The organism is Psychrobium sp. 1_MG-2023, assembly GCF_030689115.1.
Taxonomy (GTDB): Bacteria; Pseudomonadota; Gammaproteobacteria; order Enterobacterales; family Psychrobiaceae; genus Psychrobium.
In genome coordinates, this window is record NZ_JAUYVJ010000036.1 from 14,794 (window position 1) to 40,736 (window position 25,943).

Below are 25,943 nucleotides of genomic sequence, written 5' to 3' on the forward strand. Positions count from 1 at the left end.
AGGGAAAATGACGGCAATAAAACGACGTGACTCACAAGAATTCTCCATTGCTTTTCTCGATGTCATTTGTTGCGGCTTTGGCGCAATCATTCTGTTATTGATGATCACTAAATCGATGTCTCCTGAGGTTATCGAACAGGCCGAAATCAATAACCAAGCTCAAGTTGCCGATTTACAGAAGAAATTGTTTGAGATTCGCGGGGAAACAACCATTTTCAATCGGGACTTAAATGCAACACATCAACAAATTGCAGATGAAGAAAAACGTTTAGCCATTTTAAGAACTCGCCTAGCCACCCTCACTGCGCTTCATGCGCAAACAGCTAAACAAGCAATCACAAGTGGTGAAACGAAAGGTAAATTAGCCCTTGCTGTACAGAGCCTTTCTGATGAGATGACACGGCTACTGGGTCAAAACTATCAAAGTAAAAATGATTTAATTGGCGGCATTCCCGTCGATAGCGAATACCTTGTATTCATTATTGACACGTCCGGCAGTATGTTTACTTACGCTTGGCCACGCTTACTTGAAGAGATCATCAACACCCTCAACATATACCCACAAGTCAAAGGTATCCAAATCATGAATGACATGGGTAGCTATATGTTTACCACCTATCGTAATCAATGGATCCCGGACTCACCCGCTCGTCGTAGTGCCATTATAAAACGGTTACGCAAATGGAACCCGTTTAGTAACAGTAGTCCAGTCGAAGGAATTCAAAAAGCAATTCGCACTTTCTTTAGTCAAGACAAAAAAATCAGCCTATATGTCATGGGGGATGAATTTTCAGGACGTTCAATTCAACAAGTTTTAGCAACGATCGAACGCATAAACAAAGTCAATGATAATGATGAACGCTTAGTCCGCATTCATGCTGTTGGCTTTCCAGTGCAGTTTGCTCGCCCTAGCCGCCAACAGCATACAGGAATTCGATTTGCCACGTTAATGAGAGAACTAACCTATCGAAATGGCGGTACTTTTATTGGATTAAATGATTTTCAACCTTAACCAAACAAATTGGAGAAGCAGATGATAATTAACAATCAAGCTCTACCTAGGTTAAATAGCAGCAGAATTTACTGTTTAATACTGTGTTTTTTATGTGGCGCACTCAGTGGTTGTACAAGCACAATTAATGTATCGGGTCATTTCCCAAGCCCAATTGTTGACCCGCTGCCGTTAACTATGGGCGTAGTCTACAAACCCGCATTTAAACAATACAACTATGTCGAGAACAATGAAAAACGTCAGCAATGGCAGATAGAGATTGGTGATGCACAGCAAGCGCTTTTTAACACGGTACTCCCTGCTATGTTTAAAGAGGTTGTAACTTTAGCTGATCAGGCCGACGAAGCCAGCAAAAAAACCGATCTAGTTTTTGAGCCAACCCTTGAAGAATTCCAATACAACATGCCGCGCGAAACCAACGTTAACATGTTCGAAGTTTGGATGAAATATAACATGAAGGTCTATAACAAAGAAGGTCGACTCATTGCTGACTGGATTTTAACCGCGTATGGCAAAACACCAACGGCATTTATGAAGTCGGAAGAAAGTGCACTTAATGAAGCATTGATTATTGCCCTCAGGGATGCCGGCGCTGGCTTTTCACTCAGGTTTGGTCACGTTCCAGAGATCAATTCATGGCTCTCACAACAAAAGTTTGCCAATAGGAGTAAGTAACCATGAAAGCTCAAGACCTCAACTATTCTATCTATATTGCACTAACATTGCTGTTTCTGACTGGATGTACCTCTGTCACAGTCGATCAGATTAAGCACCACGCCACTAATTTAAAAGAAGGTGAATCAATCGTAGTCATTGGACGCCGAAGTGGCAGTAATTATGAAACGGAACCAGAATTAGTGTCATGTATAGGCACAAAGCTCTCTCAAGGGGAAACTGGCTTAAATGTGATTGATGAAAAAACCTTTGTCGATCGTCTCTATCCGTGGTTTGAGGCTCGGACAGCCCCAACACAAGTGCAGGGACTACAACGATTATTATCGTATGATCAAATCTCACAAGTCTTCGATGAATTTAATGTGCATTACATTGTTTGGGTAGACGGGAATACTGAAAAGACGCGTGCGAGTGGGTCTATCAGTTGTGGTATTTCCGCTGGTGGTGCAGCCTGTTTCGGCTTTGGCTCTTGGGATAATGAAGCCGAATATGAAGCGTCTATTTGGGATTATCAAAGCCAGAAACTCATCGGCAAAGTCAGTAGTATTGCTGACGGCACTTCCTATATGCCAGCGGTTGTCGTACCAATACCATTAATTGCACAGGTTCAAACCAAAGCCTGTCAGGGCATGGCACAACAACTCAAACAATTCTTACAGTCGAAATAATGATAAAAATCGGAGGTCGTCATGTTTGTTTTGATTAAACCTTATCACTGGTTGATCGTGGTCACTTTCCTCATACTCAGTGGCTGCTCTGTCAATCCTGCGACAGGCTCAATTGACTTAGTAATGATGTCAGAGAGTGAAGAAATAAAACTCGGCAAGGAAATGCACCAAAAACTAATTAAATCTGTTCCTATATATCAAGATGAAAAACTCGCCACATACATCGATAATATAGGCCAAAAGGTCGCAAAATCCAGTCATCGGCCTAACATAAAATATCATTTTACGATTATTGACAAACCTGACATTAACGCCTTTGCTCTACCCGGAGGCTACATTTATATTAATCGAGGCTTACTTGCCTACCTAGACTCTGAAGCCCAATTAGCAGCTGTTTTAGCTCATGAAATCGGTCATATTACAGCGAGACATGTAGTGCGCCAAGACACTGCACGTAAAGGGGCAAACGTATTGTCCGTTTTATCCGTTTTTACTACTGGTAATGCACATATCAGTGATGTCACTCGTCTATGGAGCAGTGCAGCGGTTAAAGGCTACGGTCGAGAAATGGAGTTAGAAGCTGATGGCTTTGGTGCTGAGTATTTATTTAACAGTGGCTACGATCCCCACGCAATGGTGGAAACCATCGGTGTACTAAAAGATCATGAACGCTTTGCTCGCTATCGTGCTAAAAGTGAAGGCAAGCAATCAAGAAGCTATCATGGCGTGTTCTCAACTCACCCGCGTAATGATGTCCGCCTTAAAGAAGTCATTTCCAAAGCAGGTACACTCGATAATAAAGATGATTTTATTCAAAACCAGCAGCAATACAGAGAACACATCGAAGGTCTAGTCTACGGCGTGAATTATGAAGCGATTATCAAACAACAAAAACACAGCGATGAAAACCGTTATAGCCATAAGAACCTCGGTTTTACCCTTGTCTTTCCCAAGGAGTGGCAAGTGAAAAATACTCGTCAAGCGATCTTGTCACAACCGTCAGATCAATCAGCACAATTAACTATTCAAGTCGCTAAACACCAAAATAAACTTTCCCCAAGTAACTATTTACGCAAGATAGCTAAAACCGAAGTGTTGCACCGGTCTGAAGATTTTAGTCAATATGGCTTGAACGGCCATACAGGAATCATCACCAGTAATTCTGGCGAAGAAGATCAACGGATCGCAGTATTATTCCAAGGCCGCCGAGCGTATGTTTTAACAGGTAGTGTTTTCAAACCACAGGCTGACACTGACTATGACAAACTTTTTTTAGAAAGTATTCATAGTTTTAGACCACAACGGAGTCAACGAAGTAAACCGAAATCGAAAAAGATCCATTATGTAAAAGCTAACGCTCACACCAGCATCGACGCCTTAGCTAAACACTTAAAGATTGGCGCTTACCCTGCACAGAAAATAAGATTGATAAATGGTCTCTACCCAAGAGGCGAACCCAAGTTAGGCGAATGGATAAAAATTATCGAATAGATATCAATTACTTGAACTTACCCTGAAGGGTTTACCTTCAGGGTAAGCTTCATCTTTAAAACAAAAATTCCGGCTTAAAAGACTACCGAAACAACGGGGATGTAAGTACGACACGCTACACCCCACCACACGTCATCCTGAAAGTGGTTTATTCAGGATCTCGCTTTGCTGTTAACACAAAGATTTTGGCTTAAAAGACTACCGAAACAACGGGGATGTAAGTGCGACACGCTACACACCACCACGCGTCATCCTGAAAGTGGTTTATTCAGGACCTCGCTTTGTTGTTAACACAAAAACTCTGGTTTAAAAGACTTCCGTAGTAACGTGATTGAGAATGTGCTGACGTTCAATTCGAAACAAAAAGGCCGTTGATATTATATCAACGGCCTTTCAATATGTACTACTCTGAGATATTTCTCATCAACTAATAACAGCGCCTAAAGCGCCTATTAATTAGAAGTTAATTTGAGAAATTAAATCAGGGTTAACAACTAAGTTACGTACACCATGTGCATGGTCTTCTTTGAAAGTATTACCTTTACACCACTGACCAACAGATTTTGCATTAACTTTTGCTACTTTAGGGCGAACGCTCCAAGATACTTGTAATGGAGAACCTTGTTCGTTGTAGCTAGGACCAGTTGTTGAACCAGCGTACTGAACTGGAACACCTGTATTCTCAGGAATGTTAAGTGCTTGGTGTAGCCCATCACGCTTACCGTGTTTAGCTAGCTTGTTAAAGTCTAGTGCATTTTTATCATTTACAAGAACGTAAACTTGCGTTTCTACACGTAATTGTGGGTTCTTGATAGAATCACTTAAACACGCACCTAAAGTTGGTCCTGGTTTAATTTTTGCTGTTGAATGAACGTAGTGAACTTCAATTGTGTCACCTGAATTAAGACCACCGTGTTTACTTGGACAAACGTCACCACGAAGCGGCTTCATTTCTTTAGCTGTTAATGTACCAGAGTATTTGTAACCTGTTTGGAAACCTTTACCGTCGCCGTTACCAGCATAAGTGGCGAACTCACCGCCTTTATGCTCAGCATTTTTGTGGAAGTGAATGTTACATAGGTTCATGTCAGTGTAAGAAGGTGCAGTGCTAAATAAACGTTTGTTAGCGCCATTGATTGCATCAATATCACGTGGAGATTGAGGACCAAAGCCTTTACCAGCGGTATTTTTAGCTAACGCAGCACGTTGTTTCTCAATAACGCTATCAGAAACTGTATTGCCACTGCCTGCGATTGCGTGTGCAGGAACTAAGCTCGCTGCAAATAACGCTAAGATAACTTCTTTTTTCATGATTTTACTCCAAATTAAGGATAATAGTAGAACTGGGTTAAGCTGAACTGAGATATTTATATTTTTTTGTTGGCTCAGAACACCTAAAACTTCTTTGGCTGCCTTTACTAAATCTAATTGACTTTGTTCAATAATCAACTTTTCAGCCATGATAATTTAGCCTTTCGACTAGGAGTAGCAGCAATACATTAGTATTTTACAATAAGCTACTTTTACCCCTTTGATTTGCAAGAAGAATAATTGAAATGGCTATTTTTAGCAATTCTTTACCACAGTAATTAAAACATTTTTGTTAACTTTGTCACATTTTTGAACATAAATCGTAACTACTACTGTACTTAAATCACTAAAGCAGGACTTATTTGGTTAAATATCAATCTATTAATGAAATGGAGAGCATGAGCGCTAATCTCAAACTAGTGAGGAGGTAGATAAACGTATTGTTAAAATTTAAAAGACACCGACCGACCACATACCTACATTCATCATCAGTTAAAGACGCGAACACTGGTAATACCAACCTTGATGATTAAGTGACAGATTTGGTTTAGCTAAGTATCAAGAGAGGAGCAGAGTAGCCCTTGAGCAACAAGGGCTACGTCGGCGTAGTTATTTAGCGGCTCTCTGAGCACGAGCGCTATGTAGTTTTTTATAGCTCTCAATTAAGCGTAAGTGCTTATCTAAGCCTTCCAATTGCATATTAGTTGGCGTTAAACCAAAGAAGCGCACTTCACCTGCAACCGAACCCACTACGTTCGCCATTGTCTCTTGGCCAAACATGCGGTTAAAGTTGTTCATAAAGTCTTCCAACTCGAGCTCTTCGTCTAATGTCACTTCAAGTACCGCATGCACGGCTTGATAGAATAAACCACGTTCAACGGTGTTATCGTTAAACTGTAAGAAGGTTTCAACTAACTCAATAGCCTCTTCTAATTCCCCTAACGCTAGGAAAATAAGCAGTTTAAGCTCAAGGATTGTTAGTTGTCCCCATTCGGTATTTTCATCAAATTCAATACCTATTAAGGTGGTAATATCAGTGTAGTTATCTAACTGACTTTCTTCGAGACGCTCAACCAACGCCACAAGCTCATCATCAGTTAAACGATGTAGGTTTAAAATATCTTCACGATAAGCTAGTGCTTTATTGGTATTATCCCAAATTAAATCTTCCACTGGGTACACTTCTGAGTAATCAGGAACCAAAATACGACAAGCAGTACCAATATCAGAAAATTCAGCGACATAAGCTTCTTTACCTAAGTCCTGTAAAATGCCGAACAAGCCAGCTGTCTCTTCTTCATTTGTTCCAGAGAAATCCCACTCGCAGAACGGGTAATCATGATTATCGCTAAAGAAACGCCATGAAATCACGCCTGTTGAATCAATGAAATGCTCAACAAAGTTTTCAGGTTCAGCAACGGCTTCACTATTAAAGGTTGGCTTTTGCACATCATTGAGACCTTCAAAGCTACGACCTTGCAGTAGTTCCGTTAAGCTACGCTCTAAAGCAACCTCAAAGCTTGGGTGTGCGCCAAATGAAGCGAATACCCCACCTGTTTTCGGATTCATCAAGGTGACACACATTACTGGGAATTGGCCACCTAGCGAAGCATCTTTCACCACAACAGGGAACCCTTGAGCTTCCAACCCTTGAATACCTTCTAAGATCGCAGGATATTTTGCAATGACCTCACTTGGTACATCAGGCAGTACAATTTCTTGCTCAATGATTTGACGTTTAACCGCGCGCTCAAAAATTTCTGATAAACACTGCACTTTAGCTTCGGCAAAGTTGTTACCCGCACTCATGCCATTACTTAAGAATAAGTTCTCAATCAGGTTCGATGGGAAATAGACCGTCTCGCCATCTGATTGACGAACATAAGGGATAGAACACAAACCACGTTCAACATTACCAGAGTTGGTATCGATTAAGTGAGAACCACGCAGCTCACCTTCAGGATCGTAAATCTTTCGACAGTAAGTATCTAAGATGCCTTCAGGCAGTGCATCATCAGCGCCAGGTTTAAACCACTTTTCGTTGGGATAATGAACAAAATCACTGTTAGCAATATCCTGACCAAGAAATTGATCGTTATAGAAGAAGTTACAGTTTAAACGTTCAATAAACTCGCCTAATGCAGAACATAACGCGCTTTCTTTAGTTGAGCCTTTACCGTTAGTAAAACACATCGGTGACGCAGCGTCACGAATATGTAACGACCATACGTTTGGCACAATGTTACGCCATGATGAAATCTCAATCTTCATTCCTAAATCCGTTAAGATTGAAGTCATATCAGCGATCGTTTGCTCTAGCGGTAAATCTTTACCCAAGATGAAGGTGTTATCCCCCTCACTAGGTTGTGCCATCAACATCGCCTGCGCATCTTCTTCAAGATTTTCAACGGTGTCGACTTTAAATTCTGGACCGGTCTGAATAACTTTTTTTACCGTACAACGGTCAATTGAGCGTAAAATACCTTGACGGTCTTTTTCGGAAATACTTTCCGGCAGCTCTACTTGAATTTGAAAGATTTGATTGTAACGATCTTCAGGGTCAACAATATTATTTTGAGATAATCGAATGCCATCAGTAGAAATATCACGAGCCGCACAATAAACTTTAACAAAATATGCGGCACACAACGCCGAAGATGCTAAGAAGTAGTCAAACGGGCTCGGCGCTGAGCCATCGCCCTTATAACGAATTGGTTGGTCGGCGATAACTGAGAAGTCATCAAACTTAGCTTCAATTCTAAGGTTATCGAGATAATTTACTTTAATTTCCATCGGAGAATTCCACAATCAAGCGTACAAAAAGCCAACTAATGACCCTTTGACGGCGTATTTAACTAATTGTGGCTAATTATCTGCTTTTTCTTGGCAATAGTCTTGGCTTTATTCCACAAATTAACAAATTAGTCGTAAACAATTTCTCAATTATGATGTTGATGCAGCTATAGGCAGTGATAAAGTAGCCACTACCCCCTTCCCCGCTCTGTTACTAAGTTTAATCATGCCATTATGATTAAACATAATTTGTCGGCACAACGCTAACCCAATACCACTCCCTTGAGCCTTCGTAGTGAAAAACGGTACAAAAATATTATCTAAATTAGCCAAGCCAACTCCCGTATCTTTAATATTGATATGTAGCCAATTGGCTCTAGACTCGGTATCGACAATAATTAATGGCTGCGCTTGTCCATGCATCGCCTCCGCTGCATTTTTAAATAAGTTAATAATCACTTGCTCAAATTGGCCTTTATCCGCTTCAATGATTAATTCAACGTCAATGTTATGTTTTAATTCAGCCTCAGGAAACAACAGAGCTAATCGCTCAATAACATTGGCTAAGCCAAAGCTCGAGAAATTAGGTTCGGGCAAATGAGATAGCTGACTATAACTGCCGATAAAACCAGACAATGATGCGGCGCGTTCATTAATGATCCCAACCCCAGTAAGTAAAGACTCAGCTTTAAGCTCGGTATCCACTTGATCAAGCTTCTTTTTCATTGATTGGCTAATGGCAATGATTGGCGCTAATGAATTGTTCATTTCATGACTTAAAACCCGCAACAAGCTTTGCCATGCTTGACGCTCTTTTTCCATCAATAAGCGCTCAGCATTTGTTAGCATGTATAGGTGGTGTTTGTTACCTGAACTTAGGAAATCATCTTTAAATAAAAAATACTCACCAGATAACTCGGGTTGGTTAAATGAAATGACTCCCGCAGGTGCTGACACAATTTCCAGCCCCAATGACGTGTCATCTAGCTTAACCCCGTCCAGACTGTCTAACTGAGGAAAAAGAATCGTATGTGCCGAGGTGTTCGTCATTACAACAACGCCCTGCTCATCAGTCGCTAACACCATTGCATCCATTTGCTGCATGATCCGTTCAAGCAGCAAACGTGACTCTTTTGCTTCAACCTTATGCGCAGCTAAATGATCGGCAAGCTCATTAATCAAAGTCAGTAGCTCTTGTAATGCCTGATTATTTTGTGCATGCCCACGCAATGAATAATCACCATCAATCATCGACTCGATTAAATTAGAAAAGGTTCGTATTTGATGTTCAGCATGGTATTTACTGGTAATAGCAACATAACTACACAGTAAAGTGAGTAAAATCAGTATAAATGCAATCAAATAACCTGAAACGCCAGAAAAAAACAACGAAAAAGCGGTCAACGTAAAACAAGGAACACATACCAACAAAATCAGTTTTAGTTGGATATCTATTTCGTTTACTTTGTGAGTGATAGCGTTTAAAAGTCCAAACACGACTTTAATCCAAACCATATTTACTTAATCGGCGATAATAACCACTACGGCTAAGCCCCAGAGATTTAGCGGTTTCTGTCGCATTACCTTGGCATTGTTTAAGGCGATTAATTAAAGCCTGCTTTTCAATTTCATCCAGTGTCAACTCTGGAGAGTCTAACGAATCTCTATGAAGCTCAACGACGGGGGCCAACATCAAATCAGATGATTCAATAACACCGCTTTTACAGGTAAAAAGCACGCGCTCCATTAAATGGCTGAGTTCACGAATATTACCCGGCCATGAGTGTTGCTCCAAACTCTGAGCAGCTGAACGTGACAGTGCGGGACAGGTACGGTGATATTTATTACTAAAGCTCTGTAAGAAATATTGTGCTAATGGCACGATGTCCTCCTTACGCTCATTGAGTGAAGGTACTCTTAACTCAATCGTATTTAAGCGATAATATAGGTCTTGTCTAAACTCTTTGTCCGCTATCGCCGTCAATAAGTCACAATTTGTAGCAGAAATAACCCGAACGTCAGCATCAATAGACTTACTAGCCCCCACCACTTCAAATTGTTTCTCTTCCAGCACTCTAAGTAACTTCGCCTGCTGAGCTAGTGGAATATTGGCTAGTTCATCTAAAAACAGAGTCCCTTGTTCTGCCATTTCAAATCGGCCAATGCGATTTTCTTTAGCGTCAGTAAACGCCCCTTTGCGATGACCAAACATTTCACTTTCAAATAAAGACTCAGGTATAGCTCCCATATTCACCGCTACAAACGCATTATCGGCTCGCTTTGAGACACTATGAACATAAGCAGCGAGCATGCTCTTTCCTGTGCCATTATCACCGGTGAGTAAAATGCTCATATCACTTTGCGCTAACTCATCAAGGGAGGCTAACAGTTGTTGCATGACGGGGGAGTTGGCAATAACTCCATCCCGCTTTGACGGTAACACTTGTGATGTTAATAATTTATTTTGCTGTACTAAACGCTGGTTTTTCTTCGCTGACGTCGCTAAATCGATTTGTAAAGCAATAGCACTAATCAAACGTTCGTTATGCCAAGGCTTTTGGATAAAATCTCTTGCCCCAGCTTGCATTGCTTCAACGGCAATATCGACGGTTGCCCAGCCGGTCATGACGATGATAGGCAAAGACAACTCCAGTGCCGTGATATCTTTAACGAGTGCTAACCCTTCCCGCCCAGACGTTGTGTCTTGGACGAAATTCATATCAAGTAATACTAAGTCAAAGTTTTGTTGCTTCACATTATCAATAGCGGCTTCAGGTGTGGTAACAGCCGTAATATCAAAACCTTCTTCGCTTAATACATACTGTAAGCTTGCAAGGATATTAATATCATCATCCGCGACTAAAATTTTTTTCTGCTGCAAAAACACTTACTCCCTCTGTGATCTTTCACTATACCTAATAAACACTAAACACCTTCAATTAGAAAACAATAATAGCGCATAAGCGATTCATTTTATGCGCTATTTTGTTACTTTGTTTAAACTAATTACAATCACACCTTATTATTCATAACGGAGTGCAATGCTCGGTTCCATAATCACAGCACGTTTGGTTGGAATTAAAATGGCAATCATCACTACAAACGCTAGACCCAAAGTTACGCCACCCGCTAATACAAAGTAAAATGTCATTGGGAACAACCCTTCAGTCAGGCTATGAAAACCGTAAGCTAACATAACAAACACCGCTAATGCCGAGCCAATACCGATGATAAGTTGTTTGGCCCCTTGGCGTAAAAACATCTCGATAATTTGTCGATCGGTTGCTCCCACAGCTCGCCTAATGCCCACTTCGTGTGTGCGCTGCGCCACCGTATTGGCCGTTAAACCATAGATCCCGACAAGCGCTAACATTAATGCAAAGAATCCGGTGCCAAAAGTAATATTTGACATCAGTTGCATTGATTCCCGCATTTTGTTGCGGTTGTACTTCGCAGGTGCTACAGAATAGGTGAGTTTAATATTCTGATCAGTTTTAAACATCGCCTGATAAAAAATTTCTTCACCATGGGCGGTATTCGATGCTAAACGATAATGTAACGTTTGATAAATAGTAGGAAATTGATAGCCTGAAACATACACTTCATCGCCACTATCTAAACGGCCAAACAATGTACTTGGGTTCATTCTGTTGCTAACAACCCCGACAATACGCAGTCGTTGTTCTTGCTCATTGACGGTCAGCTTAATAAACTTATCTAGCGGTGACTGGGCAGGCCAAAACCGCTTGGCCATTGACTGACTAATAATAGCTGTATGCTGGTTACCTTCGCTATCTACATTAGAAAATACACGCCCCGCTACCAACTTTACGCCGATTGTTTCAGGGTTACCGACCAAACTGAGGACATCAACACTTGGTAAATCTGTCCCAGTTTCATACTCAACCCCCTCAATGGCCACCTTTTCGGTGCTCAGCCAGTTATTGCTCATCACATCAGCCACCTGCGAGTGTTGACTAATCCGATCGCTCAACGATTGCATTAGCGCAACTTGTTGTTGCGATTGCTCATACTTATGTTCAGGGATCTGCCAACGGGCGACCATGACATCGGTAAAGTCATCACCCATATCGATATTAATGAACTTATGAGCAATAAAGCCTGAAATTGAGCCTATCAGCATTAATAATGCGACTAAGAAGACCTGAGTCGTTACTAAGATACGAGATAGTTTCCCCGCCTGTTTACTTTGAGCGCCGCGCGTACCGTCACGTAAAGTCATATTGATATCTTGCTTTGCACTTCGCCATGCAGGCAAGAATGATGACAAGAAAATAGTCATTACAGTGAAAACAACCGCCATCAATAAGGTCTCAGTGTCCATGCCATAGTGCCACCAAAATGAACCTCCGCTTGGGATCCAGCCCTGTAAAACTAATTCGGTGTAATCAAGTGCAGCGCCAACCAATAATACTGATAACAGGCCACCCAGTGTTGAAATGATTACCCCTTCCCACATTAATTGGCTAACTAATCGCGACGTCTTTGCACCTAACGCTGCGCGAATCGCGGTCTCTTTCTGACGCTCGATGGCACGGGCCAGTAATAAATTACCAACGTTAATACATGCCAGCAATAAAATGAGCCAGACAACCGTATTGAGGAATATAAAAGCCATGGTTCCTTCCCCGCCGGTTTGCGCCATTTGGAAGGTTAAGAGCTTAGATGTCACGGTCACATCATCACGAGAGCTCGCTTTAATAGTGTGCTGGTAAATCTGGTTAAGTCGATTACCCAATGCCGCTTGTGCTTGTTCAATGCTCACTCCTTCCTTCAAGCGCGCATACGCTTTTAAACTCATGGCAAACTTAACGTTATCAATGAGTTTGTCATCTAGTAACGGTAACCAAATTTTAGAGAAGTTCGGAAAGTAATAAGCCTCAGGCATCACACCAATCACAGTGGTTGCCTGATTATTAATAATAATTTGACGACCAACAACCTCAGGATCTGCCGCCAATTCATTTTGCCACATCTGATAGCTAATAACTGCAACAGCACTTGCCCCGGTTTCGGTATCTGAAGCTTGTACCACGCGTCCCATAATGGGCTGGGTACGACTAAATTCAAAAAATCCCGCGCGTACATAACTCCCTTCAATATTCTTACCCGATTGTTCTATGGAATAGCGAAAGTCAGTGTCATCATAAACACCAAACTCTGAAAAATCGGACAACTCTGACTGTATCGCTAAATACTCATTAGACATTAGTGGCCGCTGATCACCATTGTTAAATACGGTCACCGCTAACACACTTTCCCCCTCAGGGAGTGGCAAGTCTTTATAAATGGATGAATATAAAAACGAAAAAGTAAACAAACTGATCGACAGTCCGCCCACGAGCACCCCTAAAGTCAGCAGGGTAAATTTAGGCGCTTTAAACAATAAACGTAGCGCGTACTGTATATCTATCAAAATCGACATCGGTGTTCCCTTGTATTAACTAGCGGCTAACTCTGCTTTATGGCTAGGAGCAGTATTATTGACGTTTCGTTGATCTTTAATTAAACAGCCATCAAACATTTCCAGGCAGCGACTCGCTCGTTTTGCTGAGGCAGGATCATGGGTCACCATACAAATAGTTGCGCCTTCTTGATGCAATTTATCAAATAGGGCTAACACCGCTTGAGCATTTTTTGAGTCCAAATTACCCGTAGGTTCATCGGCAAGAATAATCGCTGGGTCATTAACCAATGCACGAGCCACAGCAACACGCTGTTGCTGTCCGCCTGACAGCTGTGACGGGAAGTGGTTTTTACGGTGGCTCATCTCGACTTTTTCTAATACCACGTCAACCCGCTTAGTAATCTCGGCTTTGTTTAAGCCTGATTGATACGTTAATGGTAGCATCACGTTTTCAAAAACCGATAAGTCAGAAATTAAATTAAACGACTGAAATACAAAACCAATCTTCTCACTACGAATAGTCGCTCGTTGATCACGACTCAGCTGCGATACATCACTTCCTGCCAGCATATATTGCCCTTGAGTGGGAGCATCTAATAAGCCTAATAGTGATAACAAGGTTGATTTACCACAACCAGACTGCCCACTTAGAGAGACATATTCACCTTGCTCGATGGTTAAATTAATGCCGTTTAAGGCTCTGGTTTCAATTTCTTCGGTTAGAAAAGCTTTACTAATATTGGTTAAATTGATTAATGCGCTCATTGTTCTTCCATTTTTATTGTCGCCGAACACGCTCAAGTGGCATCATCACACACAGAGGCATTAGACGGCGAGGTCATTACATTGATTAGATTAATTGATCATAATTTGCTGATGTTGCTGCCAATCGCTGGTGTCAGAAATGATAATTTCATCACCGACAAACAAACCGGACACGACTTGAATTTTATTAACAGAACTAATGCCTAAGGTCACCGCGGACTTATCTGCAAATCCTCGGTCTTTGCTCAACTTGTATAGCGATACTTGACTGTTTTTCGGTGCAAAAACCGGACGTTTAACATATAGCGTATCTTCAATATGATTAATGGTGATCAAGCCATCGACAGTCAATTCAGGCCTAGCTTCATTCGCGAGCTCACTGGTTAGTTCAACATCAACCATCACCATGTCAGCATTAACCGCCGGGTCAATACGGCTCACTCGACCACTCATTACGCTATTGCGCGTATCAATTGCTACATGCTGACCAATTTGAATATCGCGGGCACGTACAGCCTGCACTTGCAATTCAGCAAACAGTTGCTGCTGATTCGCAATTAGCGCTACACTCTGGCCAATCTGAGCTTGCTCTCCTGATGTTACTGACACTTGTTGCACCACTCCGGCGGTCAACGCACGTACTTGTAAAGCGGCAACTTGGTCTTTCATTCGCTGATAGTTATTGTCGACAAGCCCCGTTCGTGCCTGCTGCGCCGCTTTTGTTGCGACCAAATTTTCACGCATTTTTTGCGCTTTTTGTTGTTGGGCCTGCCAAAACTGTTGTTGTTGTTTTACCGCTAATTGGCTTTTTTGATAGTCCAAGGCAGACACTGTGGCATTACCTTGTTTCATCAAGCGGGTTTCTGCGTCTAATTTTAATTTGGCCGAGTCATAGCTAAATTTAGCCCCAAGCACTAAATTGTCTAAATCAACGAGCTGTGACTCTAATAACACATAAGCGGCGTGGCTTTCCGCTTTATTCGCTGCAAGCTCCCATTTTGCGGTGGTTAACTCACGGTGGAGCTGTGGATTTGAAAGCGTTACTAATACATCACCCTCCTTAACCACACTGCCTGGTTTAATCAATACCTGCTCAACGCGACCAGACACTTGTGCCGCTTCCCACCGAATATGTAATGGCTTTAATACGCCGGTCCCACGCACATTGACCTTAAAACTACCTCGCTCAACAGTAGCAGTCACCAGTTTATGTTTATCGGCAAGATACGAAGCATCACCAACCATCGATTTAAAAAACCAGCCCGCGGCGATTAACAAAGAAAGCGGCAAAATATACCAATATTTCTGCCACGGTTTTTTCGGCGTTACCTTACGTTGTATGTCCATTATGCGCTATCACTTACAATTATTGATAAACCAATAAATACAAGGACTGTGCCAATACAAGAAACACATTATACCGTTGATTTTAAAGAGTTTAAAGTTAACAAGCTGATAAAAGCGATTGCAACTGTCTCATTATCGACACAGTTAATTTATTCAGCTGTTGCAATAGTGAGACAGTTTAAATGAGAAGGGATTTTGGAATCAGTGTAGGAGGAGCGGGGCTATGCGTCTGCTTCCTGCCATTGTTTCGCCTGAGCTATCGCCCGTTGTAATAAATCCCACTCAAGCAAGCTGGATTGATAGGCACCGGCTTTGCCATCAAATTGAATGCCGTAATGATTAAGACGAAACGCCAAAATGGCATAAAACGCATCAACAGCACTAGCAGACTCAAACATAAAAGGTAGTTTAGCATTAGCAAAGATCGCTTCAATACGGACTAATTCGTTGCTAAGAGGTGCGGCAGTGAGCTCAGTAACATCAATGGTCGCCACCGTTGATAAGGTAAAAGGACAACGCCCACGCACCGCTATAAAACCAGCATGCATCTCTGCGCAAAGACTACGAGCAATGGCGCGTTCTGTACTTTGTTCTGGGTACAACACACCATCAGCGCGCTCATTAATATATTCGGTTATGGCTAATGAATCATGCACTGTGAGTGCACCATCCACTAGCGCAGGTACTAATCCCGTTGGCGATAACGCTAATAGCTTAACTTTATAATCGGCAGCGCCTAAATCAACAACCGTCTCTGAGACCTCAAGCTTAGCTAACTCAAGACACATCCACACACGAAGTGACCATGTTGAATCTGTCCCAACAATAATTTCCATCATGACTCCCTTATAGGGCCCGTTTCTGCCCAATAATACGTATTCGTTACCCTTTCGGCCTAGACATAGAACCGTAAACAACACCTGTCCCAGCTCCAATAACTAACCCCAGAGACACGCTACCGAACAATGCCTCACCAAAGACAAGACCTATACCCGCTCCCATAGCGATAGCCAAGCCCATCGAATTACTTTTAGGCTTACTAGCACATTGCTGCTTTTTATTCGTTGCTTGCTCGTTATCCATGTCCCCTCCAATGCTGAATCAATCATCCGTTCTAGCTTAACAATTATCAAACTGAAACAAACGCGTTTGAAAGTATTAGTATCACAACACCCAAGCGAACACCCGTTAAAATCACTTGAGAAGTGTTACAAAATTAAACGGCCGACCATTTCATTAGAGTAATGTGATTGCCAAACTAGCCATCACACACCATAAAACCACGCCAAGAGCAGAAAGACGCCCAGTGGTTAACAGGACAAAACCACTCACTGCCGTCACTACGTCTACCCAAGAGTTAATCGCCGATGTAATGATAGGATCGTATAAAGCCGCGGCTAACAAGCCTACCACTGCGGCATTAACGCCCGCAATGGCTCGAAGAGCCGTTGTATTTTGACTGATTGCTTGCCATAACGGCAGCACAGCACTGATCAATAAAAAACCGGGTAAAAACATAAAAAGTAGTGCGACGATGGCCCCAAGCAAAGCACTGTCAGTGCCCGGGATAATCGCTCCAAGGTAAGCTGCAAACGCAAACATTGGCCCTGGAATCGCTTGCGACGCGCCATAACCCGCTAAGAACTCTGGTTGCGATACCCAGCCAGAACTCACTACAGATTCTTCCAGTAGTGGTAACACAACATGACCGCCACCAAAAACCAATGCGCCCGCACTATAAAACGCTTGTGCGATACCGTATAGTCCTGCCTCACTTTGCGACATACCGAAGAAGAGTAATAATGCGAAGAAGCTTGCTAATAAAATTAAGCCAACGCGACGACTATAAGCCACTTGCAGTTGAGGCTGCTTATCACTGATAGCCGTACGGCATAGCAGTACGCCAGCGACTGCACCAGCAAAGACGACTAGCAATTGCGACCAAGTAGTGCCTAGAGTCAAAATGGTTACTGCTGCGGCCACCGCAATACATCGCCTAATGGCATCTGAGCACAGATTTTTAGACATACCCCAAACCGCATCAGCGACCACGACGCACGCGACTAATTTTAAGCCATGAATAAACGCAGCTCCTACGTCTCCTGATAGATAAGGCAATAATGCAGCAAACGCGACGAGTAAGAATGCCGAAGGTAAAGTAAACGCTAAAAACGCGGTTAATGCCCCGAGCCAGCCAGCCCGAAATAAGCCAAGTGCAAAGCCTAACTGACTACTTGCAGGCCCAGGTAAGAATTGACAAATTGCGAGCAATTGAGCGAACTGACCTTCGCTGACCCAGCCTTGGCGTTCTACGAGCTCTTTTCTGAAATAACCGATATGAGCAGCAGGGCCACCAAATGAAGTAAAACCAAGCTTAAGAAATGTGATTAACACATCAAGGACAGAGCCTGAATGTTGAGGTTTATTGTGATGTTTAGACATTCGTCAATTTCCCATGAAACGCAAGAGTATCAAATATAACCTCCGATTATATTTCAAAAATATGACAGAAATACGACAATCACCACCCTGTTTACACGAGTAAATAGCTAGGCCGATGTTAGTACCTAAGAAAAGCTGGTTAAACTTATAACGCAGACTTTATCTTAGCGATAAACCTATCAATTTTGCGTTGGGTCAACTTCTCACTGTTATACAGCGACAGCATCTTAAATCGGCAGTTCTTGGCACATGCACCGAGTAAGGCAAGTTTTAGCACCTTCTTTACTGGTTTACGTAAAATGAAGGTATCGACCCACCAAGGTGAGCCTAAAGTCGTGATAACCTGCATTTCTTTTAAGTTGGATAAACGCTGTTTAATCGGGCCAAAATCAGAGGCATGATCATAAGCATGACCCGGTGCCCACACCCGATCAAACCACCCCTTTAAAATAGCCGGAAAGCTAAACCACCACGTTGGAAAGATAAGCACCAAAAATTCCGCTTGCTTTAATTGCGCAATGTCATCTTTAACCTGTTGTTGATCAAAGTCACTTTGGTAATAACTTTGTCTTTCATCATTGCTCAACACCGGATTAAAGCCTTCAGCATACAAGTCTTTCACCGTCACTTGATAGCCTTTACATTTAAGATGCTTTATCGTGTTTTCAGCTAAATGCTTACACAGGCTATTAGCTAATGGGTGAGCGACAATAACTAGACAATTCATGTTTTTCCCAATATAAACAAGCTAAGCGCTCTAAAGACTTCCATATTTAACCACTCTATTCTTTATTTTGTTTTGTTTCTTGTGATTGGTTGTTTTTATCTTTTTTCTCAAAGCTTGATTTTTTATAAATCCAAACACCACTTGCGATCATAATAATCAGCGGGATAGCAAACTCCATAAACAACTCCATTAAACTTATTTAAACAATGACACTTTACCCTAATTGATCAACCAATGAAAAGGGATTAATTATCAGCTTGATAGCTGACCAGATTCATAATTGCGGCTTGCTTGCGAATAGGAATTAACGCTTGATAATCCGCTGAGTTAAACCAATTGCTCAATGACTCGCTATTAGGGAAGCGAATAATGACATTATCCGTATGCTGATGATCCCCGCTTAACACATCCAAGGTATTACCACGAAAAACCAACTCCCCGCCCCATGGAACCAGTGTTGACGGTACCTTATTGCGATATTCTGACCATTTCTCCTCATCAATGACCGTAATATTACCAACGACATAAGCGGCTTTCATTGTTACTCCCTTTTAAAAGCTAATCAATATTATCATATCAATAACATATTATTTTTCATTGCGTTAGTTAACAATTAGTCGAGCAAAAATGTAACAATTATTGTTTACTCACGATTAGCGCTTCTCCTTTCATTTCAAAGCAGGTTGTCGAAGCGATATAATTCGTCTTTCATAAATGCTTTTACTAAAGACTCTCTCACCACCTATCCCTAATAAGAATTAAACACTTACACATAACGTTTTCTTTTTTTATCACTCTCGATTATTCTTACCCGTTAATAATGTGTCTAACTATCTGACGTAGAAATAAAAGGAAAGTATAAAAATGTACTCTGGACAGTGCTTATGTGGCGATGTAACAATTAAAATCAGTGGCGAAATAACCGATATTATCCATTGTCATTGCTCATTGTGTCGAAAAAATAGCGGAACTGCGTTTGCCACTAATGGCTTTATTAACGCAAACGAATTTGAGATTACTTCAGGTAAAGAACAGTTAAGTACATTTTCATTTAAACCGGGTCGTGAACGGCATTTTTGTCGTCATTGTGGCTCACCCGTTTATAGCTCGAATGCTCAAGACCCAGCAAGATATAGAATCAGATTGGGTATTCTAGACTCTGACATTGATGAACGACCAATCTCCCATAACTTTGTGTCATCAAAAGCCAATTGGGAAAATTTAGACGCACAACTACCACGTTATGACGCATTCGAACCAAGTCGTTGAACGTCATATTTATGTGTAGTTATCCCCAGTAATTCAGCAAGTTAATTAAAATGAGAGCAAAATGAAAATATTAATCACTGGTTCAGCAGGCCGCATTGGTCGTGCCATTTACATTAAGCTAATGCGCTCTTTTGATGTTGTTGGCTTAGATAAAGTCCCCTGCTCAACCGCTGATTTTGTGGGCGACCTTCGTGATAAAGAGTTGATTCGAGAGGCTCTCAACGGTGTAGATGTGGTTATTCATGCGGCTGCTTTACACGCCCCTCATGTCGGACTGTTCAGCGATAGCGATTTTCAAAGCATCAATGTTGATGCAACAGAGCAGTTGGCCCTTGAAGCAATCAAAAGCGGCATCAAACAGTTTATTTTTACCAGCACCACCGCATTATATGGCTATGCATCAACACCTCACGGCACTGCTGGCTGGATAGATGAAACGACTAAACCACAACCAAAGTCAATTTATCATCACACTAAAATTGAAGCGGAAGGCAAACTCGAACAACTATCCAACCTTTTTAACCTCCCTGTCACCGTGTTACAAATCTCACGGTGTTTTCCAGAGCCAGCAGATTTAATGGCGGTATATCGTTTGACACGAGGCATTGACTCTCGTGACGTCGCCAGCGCTCACTTATGCGCAGTTCAAAAACGTTTAAGGGGATTTAACCGCTTTATCATTTCAGGCCGCACTCCGTTTAACTCAGCTCACTGTCAGCAGTTATACCAAGCAGCAGATCACGTTCTTCGAACACATGCACCGCTTCTCGCCAATCGTTTTGAAGAGCGGGGTTGGCCACTACCTCATTGTTTAGACCGAGTCTATGACTCTTCACTGGCTCAATCAACCTTAGACTGGCAACCTAACCACGGTGTTGACAGTGTATTGACCTTGCTTGATAGCGAGCTCGCCGAAGTTTTACCCGTTAAACCACAACCGCCGCTTGCCAATAAACGTTAGGTATCACACATCATGCGATTTGAAGTTTTATCGAAAAAACATACCGAACAGTTATTAGCATTTGAACAACACAACAGGCAGTGGTTCGAGTCATTAATTAGTCCAAGAGCAGATACGTTTTATTCAGTGGCAGGGGTAAGTGAGCATATTCATTCATTAACTCAGGCCATGGCATATGGGCAGGGTTTTAGCGGCGTTATTTTAAAAGACGATACCATCGTCGCCCGAGGCAACTTAACCGATATCTCACATCAAACAGCGTCGGTCGGTTACCGAGTTGCACAAAACCACACCGGACAAGGTATAGCCAGCTTTTGCTTATCACAACTAATTTCGGTAGCCAAAACAAAGTTAGCACTCAATAGCCTCGAAGCGAAAGTATTAGATAATAATGCCGTTTCCGCGCATGTATTATTAAAACAAGGTTTTACAAAAAGAGGTTATAGCGAGAATTTTATGACACTTAATAAGCAAGAGTTTGGCTGTTCACACTTTAAGTTAGAGTTTACTAAGTGAATATAACGAGTTAGTTTTTACGTTACTCTCTCAAGTTTCTCGGACTTTGGTACTTGCTCATTTAATTTAGCCAATGTTGATAGTGTTATTTGATTCCGAGACCGTCTTGTATAACTCTTTTACCAAGCACCTAAACTTTTCTTGATCCAATTTACCCCCTAAGCGACACTCCGATAAAACGACCTTGCCAAGTCAGAAATAGAGGACAGGCTAAGTAAATAGATGGCATGCCTAACCTGTTTTTTATTGCTTATCTTTTCGAGCTGACGACATCAGCCACCATCATACATTCGCAATACATTGCCACATAATGGCAAATGAACAACCAATGGCCACAGTCCATGAAATTGAACGCAACACACCTATATTTAATAAATAAAGTGCATTGTATGCCACCCTAAAACCAATATGAATCATCGCCAGCAATTGCACTGTATCAGTAATAGTATTGGTCGCCAACGCCAACAATATCGCTATTGAAAAAATAATGAGCGACTCAAATGCATTTTGATGAGCAGCCAAAGCACGCGCACCAAAGCCCTGTAAATTGGCCTGTTGTTCTCGAGGGTGATTATTATCATAACCACCCGCTTTGTTCATCGCTATAGCCAGTGGGACCTTAGCAATAAACGGTAATAACGCAGCAATAACCAAGCACCAAATTAAAGTGATCATTGTCTTTCCTCTCGTTTAGTTTGTAACAACAGCACCAGACACTATAGTGATAATGGTGACTTTAACACCAACTCCACACGCCGATTCTGCTGTCTATTTGATTCAGTATCGTTCGCCGCTTTCGGTGCGACAGGACCAACCCCTACAGCAGCTAAACGCTTACTATCAATCTGATATTGTGACACTAAGGTGTTCACTACCTCGGCGGCACGGCGTTTTGATAAATTCTGATTATATTCAAACTGGCCTTTATTATCTGTGTGCCCAACGACATAGAGTGATACTTTATTCGATTTTTTCAAAAAATCTGCAATTTCAGCGAGCTGTTTATTCGAGCTTGCCTTCAAAGTGTGTTTATCAAAATCAAACTCAATACCATATAATGAAACACTCCCTGTGGCTTGAATTTGCTTGCCAAGCGTATCGCTATCAATATTCAGCGCGACCTTGCTCACCGCCCGTTCTTCAATGACATCGACAACCATTTCTACAGCGTATTTACCACTGTTTTGATAGCTATACATGGTCGCATAAACCTTACCAGCAGGAGTCACTTTTTCAGCACTGAACAGATAATAATGACGTTTGCGATTCATATTGTAGATATCGGATTTATGGTTTTTAGCATGAATCGTATTTTTTAAGTTATCACGCAAAATATAGTTACCACAGGTTGGCGCACTACACTCAAAAATAATAGTAAACCCGGCTTGTTGTAAGGCGTTAATATAATTTTTGTGAACCGCATATGGACCAACCTTTGCGTCAATACGATAATTCACCGTGGTGATCTTACCGCTGACTTGTTTAGTCGGAATCGACTTTTTATATTGGCCGATAATTAACGGATAGGACTCAAAATCATTAACCGCTGTTGCAGCAATATAACTGCCCGGGAAGCGTTCAATCATTGGATGATCAGAAGCGCCTTTAACATCACGTTTTGGTGCCTTAAGACTAGAGAAATCAAGCGGCTTCACGGCAAAATCATTTTTCACCACCACACCACTATCAGGCATGGGCGTTTCAACAATCTGCTCATACGCAAATTTTAGTGTATTACGATGACCATTTTGAGCAAAGACCTGAATTGCTTGTTGCTGACCATCAACCCCTTTAGTCGCCGCCAGATAGCCAAAACTATTTTTTCTCGCATTAGTATAGTTCACTTGATAAATGTTGTTATAACGAAAGCTGTTAGCGATTTTTTTACTATACGGTTTAGTGCTACAGTTAGTAATACACTGAGCAGCAATCGTAAAACCCTGTGTTTTTAACTGAGTGGCCAGATCTTCAATATAGTGTGAGTAGCTTAGTGCCGATTGATTACTTAACTCCTGCACATAAGATTTGTATTGCCCAGCCAGGGTTTTAAATTGCGACCCTTTACTATCCATTAACACTTCCATGGGCACATAAGCGTATTGCGTACTAGCAACCGTTTTTGCTGTTGGGTGCTTAGCTACAATTAGGTTGTCAGAATCAGCCAATACCGCATACGGCATCAACGCGAATACACACGTAATTAGTCTTTTTATCATTTACTTTCCTTAACGGATTTCGACTAAACACAGTCGAACAATAACGATTTAATTTCCTTTATCAACAATATCTTACCAACCTTTATTGGCAAGGTAAACGTCAATCAACCATCGAAAGTTCCATTCTTACCTTACGTCGAACTTAGGTCTGTTTGACCTCGCCCCCGGACTACTTAGTATCCTCAATCTACAATTCTCAGCACACGAAGAATGGGACATATATGGACGCTCCGTTCATTTCACTAGTTGTTCATAATTCTAGTTTGGCGCATTGACGCCGTTTTGTGGGAGCGGCCATCTCATCAGGCATTAATTTAAGGGGATACGACGACTCGTTCACCATGACTTGGTGGGATTGATGTAACGGTAAAAATTAAATCAGTTTGACACTGATTACTTAAGCCGTGTGAAAGACCGACCTGTATGTGAATGCCTTTATGAACAAGAATAGTAAAGATATCCTCAGCTAAGTCCAAAGTAGCAATGTTCGACTATATTTGTGACTTGCTTATCACCAGTTACGATTTGACTGGTTAACCCTTTGCATAAAAGGATTCATGATAAGCAACAATACCTTGAGGCAAACCTTCTCGAAGGACTAAAGCTTGAAAATACTCTTGTGGCACATCAGGCAGTACCAACCCTTCTCTTGGTTTGAAGCCAAAACGATTATAATAGTTAGGGTCTCCGAGCAATACACAACCTTTCGCTTTGATATTCTTTAACTCTTGAATGGCAGCATTCATAAGTTTTGAACCAATACCTTGACCCTGATTGTTGGGAAGTACTGAAATTGGACCCAAGCCATACCAACTATCCGTGCCATCAGAAATACTAACAGGAGAAAGTGCGATATGCCCAACAACATTTCCACCATCCACGGCAACAAGTGAAACCGATAATGCGCTTAATTCACGAAGCTTGTTAATAATAAACTGCTCCGTATGATCAGTATGCGGCGCTTCAAGAAACGCGGCAACAGTCACGTCATGAATACTTTGAATATCACTGGGTTGCTCTTTTCGGATAATAATACTCAATCGGCTATCTCCTTGTAAAAATGGTAAAAAATTAATAAAAATAGGCGCTAAAAATTTAAGCCAGTCCTACTATTCCTCTATTCTTGACTGTTATATTTCAATTACCCGACCAGACCAATAATCATCGTCTTTCTCAGCGACAACCAGAGCATTTTTATTCTCAGGTGCACAAGCTAATAACCCTGTATTTGACCAAATTGCACTTTTTCCAATAGGTGTCCAGTTACCTGTTGGTTGACTATGGTTAGCCATTGCTACAAGCATATTGAATTTATTAGCATAGCCAGCCATTACTGCTGTATCTGAATCATAGCCACCTTCTGTAATTAATACTCCAGCAATATAAACAGAAGCTCCTAATTCAGAACAAGCACGAGCATGGTTTGTATTATTGGTATCAGCACAAATAGCATTAGCAATTTTTGAGCTCCCAATGGTTACGCAATTATAATTAGTCCCATGTTCAAAATATGCCTCTTCGCCAGAATGCAGGTGCATTTTTTCATAAGCATCTACGATACCTAATTGAGAAATGATAATGAGTCCAATCTTGGGCAAACCATCTGACTTCAAAGGGGCACCAACACCGATTTTTATATTATTTTCAATTGCAGAGTCAATTAACGGTTTTAACCGAATATCATCAGTCGAAAAAGCAAGCTTAACGGCTAATTCTGGCTCATAACCTGTAAGAGATAATTCAGGAAAGACAATATATGAAACTCCAAGCTGACTTGCTTTTTCTATAGCAACTAAATGAGTTTTGATGTTTTCATCAATATCACCTTTTATTGATGAAACTTGAGCTACTGCAACCTTAAAATTTGACACAAAACCTACCTTGAAATATAGACATAATGACTCCCCACGAAGCTAGTATGCATAACAATAGCATAGTTTTTATTAGGTTAAATACCCTAAGCAAACATGACATTTTCTTTATTAAGAAAACAGGAGCGTCCATATATGTCCTTTATTTTATTGTGTGATAAGCGGTTATCACGCCATTGTGGCTTTGATGGTTGGTTCATTTGAGGTTTAGAAAGGCGGTATGAGATCCCGCATAAAACACTTGCGGGATGACAGGGGGGTGTTATTGCAGAACACTTTAGAAGAGTCTGGCTAAAAGACTGCAAGAATCACGATTCCAGAAAGCAAAAAGCCCGCCAACACTTTCATGTTAACGGGCTTTTCTAAATTAGTGGCGGAGAGATAGGGATTTGAATCTCCTGAATTGAGCTATTAACCCACTGAGCACACATAAGCTTGCTCAGCTCTTTGG

Annotated in this window: 24 protein-coding genes; 7 read left to right on the plus strand and 17 right to left on the minus strand. The window is 41.5% G+C overall.

All coding sequences use genetic code 11. The annotated features are described in order from the left end of the window. The first annotated feature begins 7 nt into the window (after window positions 1–7). From Q8W26_RS15685 to Q8W26_RS15700, 4 genes are read left to right on the plus strand one after another with little or no spacing between them, the layout of a single operon-like run. Window positions 8–1,012: a VWA domain-containing protein gene (locus Q8W26_RS15685; RefSeq protein WP_101212279.1), complete on the plus strand. Its 1,005-nt coding sequence runs from the start codon at window positions 8–10 to the stop codon at window positions 1,010–1,012. Window positions 1,013–1,033: 21 nt separating this feature from the next. Beyond that, a complete protein-coding gene (locus Q8W26_RS15690) occupies window positions 1,034–1,687 on the plus strand; it encodes a hypothetical protein (RefSeq protein WP_101212277.1) in 654 nt (217 codons plus the stop codon). A gap of 2 nt (window positions 1,688–1,689) precedes the next feature. Next, window positions 1,690–2,355, plus strand: a complete 666-nt coding sequence (locus Q8W26_RS15695; protein WP_101212276.1) for a hypothetical protein — start codon at window positions 1,690–1,692, stop codon at window positions 2,353–2,355. A gap of 21 nt (window positions 2,356–2,376) precedes the next feature. Further along, a complete protein-coding gene (locus tag Q8W26_RS15700; RefSeq protein WP_101212274.1) occupies window positions 2,377–3,846 on the plus strand; it encodes a M48 family metalloprotease in 1,470 nt (489 codons plus the stop codon). A 456-nt stretch (window positions 3,847–4,302) separates the two neighbouring features. Here the strand turns inward: Q8W26_RS15700 and Q8W26_RS15705 are convergent, their stop codons facing one another. The 13 genes from Q8W26_RS15705 to Q8W26_RS15765 form a co-directional block, all read right to left on the minus strand. Further along, window positions 4,303–5,157 carry a delta-class carbonic anhydrase gene (locus Q8W26_RS15705; protein WP_101212544.1) on the minus strand — a complete coding sequence of 285 codons (855 nt, stop codon included), beginning with the start codon at window positions 5,155–5,157 and terminating at the stop codon, window positions 4,303–4,305. A 609-nt stretch (window positions 5,158–5,766) separates the two neighbouring features. Beyond that, on the minus strand, window positions 5,767–7,950 hold the full coding sequence (locus Q8W26_RS15710; protein ID WP_101212272.1) for an OsmC domain/YcaO domain-containing protein: 2,184 nt from the start codon (window positions 7,948–7,950) through the stop codon (window positions 5,767–5,769). A 150-nt stretch (window positions 7,951–8,100) separates the two neighbouring features. Further along, entirely contained in the window at window positions 8,101–9,447 is a 1,347-nt protein-coding gene (locus Q8W26_RS15715; protein ID WP_305473749.1) for a PAS domain-containing sensor histidine kinase, read from the minus strand. 4 nt (window positions 9,448–9,451) lie between these two features. Continuing rightward, window positions 9,452–10,831, minus strand: a complete 1,380-nt coding sequence (locus Q8W26_RS15720; RefSeq protein WP_101212542.1) for a sigma-54 dependent transcriptional regulator — start codon at window positions 10,829–10,831, stop codon at window positions 9,452–9,454. Between the two features lie 141 nt (window positions 10,832–10,972). Beyond that, a complete protein-coding gene (locus Q8W26_RS15725; RefSeq protein ID WP_101212269.1) occupies window positions 10,973–13,396 on the minus strand; it encodes an FtsX-like permease family protein in 2,424 nt (807 codons plus the stop codon). A gap of 15 nt (window positions 13,397–13,411) precedes the next feature. Beyond that, the gene (locus Q8W26_RS15730) at window positions 13,412–14,143 is read right to left on the minus strand and encodes an ABC transporter ATP-binding protein (protein WP_101212267.1); all 732 of its coding nucleotides are present in this window, start codon (window positions 14,141–14,143) and stop codon (window positions 13,412–13,414) included. 90 nt (window positions 14,144–14,233) lie between these two features. Beyond that, a complete protein-coding gene (locus tag Q8W26_RS15735; RefSeq protein WP_101212265.1) occupies window positions 14,234–15,490 on the minus strand; it encodes an efflux RND transporter periplasmic adaptor subunit in 1,257 nt (418 codons plus the stop codon). A 221-nt stretch (window positions 15,491–15,711) separates the two neighbouring features. Then, window positions 15,712–16,326, minus strand: coding sequence for a glutathione S-transferase N-terminal domain-containing protein (locus Q8W26_RS15740; RefSeq protein ID WP_101212263.1), 615 nt, complete (start codon window positions 16,324–16,326; stop codon window positions 15,712–15,714). A 46-nt stretch (window positions 16,327–16,372) separates the two neighbouring features. Next, window positions 16,373–16,573 carry a hypothetical protein gene (locus tag Q8W26_RS15745; RefSeq protein ID WP_101212261.1) on the minus strand — a complete coding sequence of 67 codons (201 nt, stop codon included), beginning with the start codon at window positions 16,571–16,573 and terminating at the stop codon, window positions 16,373–16,375. 153 nt (window positions 16,574–16,726) lie between these two features. Continuing rightward, window positions 16,727–17,932 carry a chromate efflux transporter gene (gene chrA / locus Q8W26_RS15750; protein WP_101212259.1) on the minus strand — a complete coding sequence of 402 codons (1,206 nt, stop codon included), beginning with the start codon at window positions 17,930–17,932 and terminating at the stop codon, window positions 16,727–16,729. A 145-nt stretch (window positions 17,933–18,077) separates the two neighbouring features. Continuing rightward, entirely contained in the window at window positions 18,078–18,659 is a 582-nt protein-coding gene (locus Q8W26_RS15755) for an NAD(P)H-dependent oxidoreductase (RefSeq protein ID WP_101212257.1), read from the minus strand. A gap of 55 nt (window positions 18,660–18,714) precedes the next feature. Further along, complete coding sequence (locus tag Q8W26_RS15760) at window positions 18,715–18,837, minus strand: hypothetical protein (protein ID WP_305473755.1); 123 nt, start codon at window positions 18,835–18,837, stop codon at window positions 18,715–18,717. 67 nt (window positions 18,838–18,904) lie between these two features. Then, window positions 18,905–19,198, minus strand: coding sequence for a DUF1330 domain-containing protein (locus tag Q8W26_RS15765; RefSeq protein ID WP_101212255.1), 294 nt, complete (start codon window positions 19,196–19,198; stop codon window positions 18,905–18,907). Between the two features lie 325 nt (window positions 19,199–19,523). Here Q8W26_RS15765 and Q8W26_RS15770 point away from each other — a divergent pair, with 325 nt between their 5' ends. The 3 genes from Q8W26_RS15770 (at window position 19,524) to Q8W26_RS15780 (ending at window position 21,405) form a co-directional block, all read left to right on the plus strand. After that, window positions 19,524–19,928: a GFA family protein gene (locus Q8W26_RS15770; protein ID WP_101212253.1), complete on the plus strand. Its 405-nt coding sequence runs from the start codon at window positions 19,524–19,526 to the stop codon at window positions 19,926–19,928. Window positions 19,929–19,989: 61 nt separating this feature from the next. Then, window positions 19,990–20,889: an NAD(P)-dependent oxidoreductase gene (locus Q8W26_RS15775; protein ID WP_101212251.1), complete on the plus strand. Its 900-nt coding sequence runs from the start codon at window positions 19,990–19,992 to the stop codon at window positions 20,887–20,889. A gap of 12 nt (window positions 20,890–20,901) precedes the next feature. After that, complete coding sequence (locus Q8W26_RS15780) at window positions 20,902–21,405, plus strand: GNAT family N-acetyltransferase (protein ID WP_101212249.1); 504 nt, start codon at window positions 20,902–20,904, stop codon at window positions 21,403–21,405. Window positions 21,406–21,687: 282 nt separating this feature from the next. Here Q8W26_RS15780 and Q8W26_RS15785 read toward each other — a convergent pair whose 3' ends face one another. The 4 genes from Q8W26_RS15785 to Q8W26_RS15800 form a co-directional block, all read right to left on the minus strand. After that, the gene (locus Q8W26_RS15785) at window positions 21,688–22,080 is read right to left on the minus strand and encodes an MAPEG family protein (RefSeq protein ID WP_101212246.1); all 393 of its coding nucleotides are present in this window, start codon (window positions 22,078–22,080) and stop codon (window positions 21,688–21,690) included. A 41-nt stretch (window positions 22,081–22,121) separates the two neighbouring features. After that, entirely contained in the window at window positions 22,122–23,621 is a 1,500-nt protein-coding gene (locus Q8W26_RS15790) for an OmpA family protein (RefSeq protein ID WP_101212244.1), read from the minus strand. Between the two features lie 533 nt (window positions 23,622–24,154). Continuing rightward, window positions 24,155–24,661 carry a GNAT family N-acetyltransferase gene (locus Q8W26_RS15795; RefSeq protein WP_101212242.1) on the minus strand — a complete coding sequence of 169 codons (507 nt, stop codon included), beginning with the start codon at window positions 24,659–24,661 and terminating at the stop codon, window positions 24,155–24,157. 90 nt (window positions 24,662–24,751) lie between these two features. Then, a complete protein-coding gene (locus Q8W26_RS15800; protein ID WP_101212240.1) occupies window positions 24,752–25,492 on the minus strand; it encodes a carbon-nitrogen hydrolase family protein in 741 nt (246 codons plus the stop codon). Window positions 25,493–25,943: the final 451 nt, after the last annotated feature.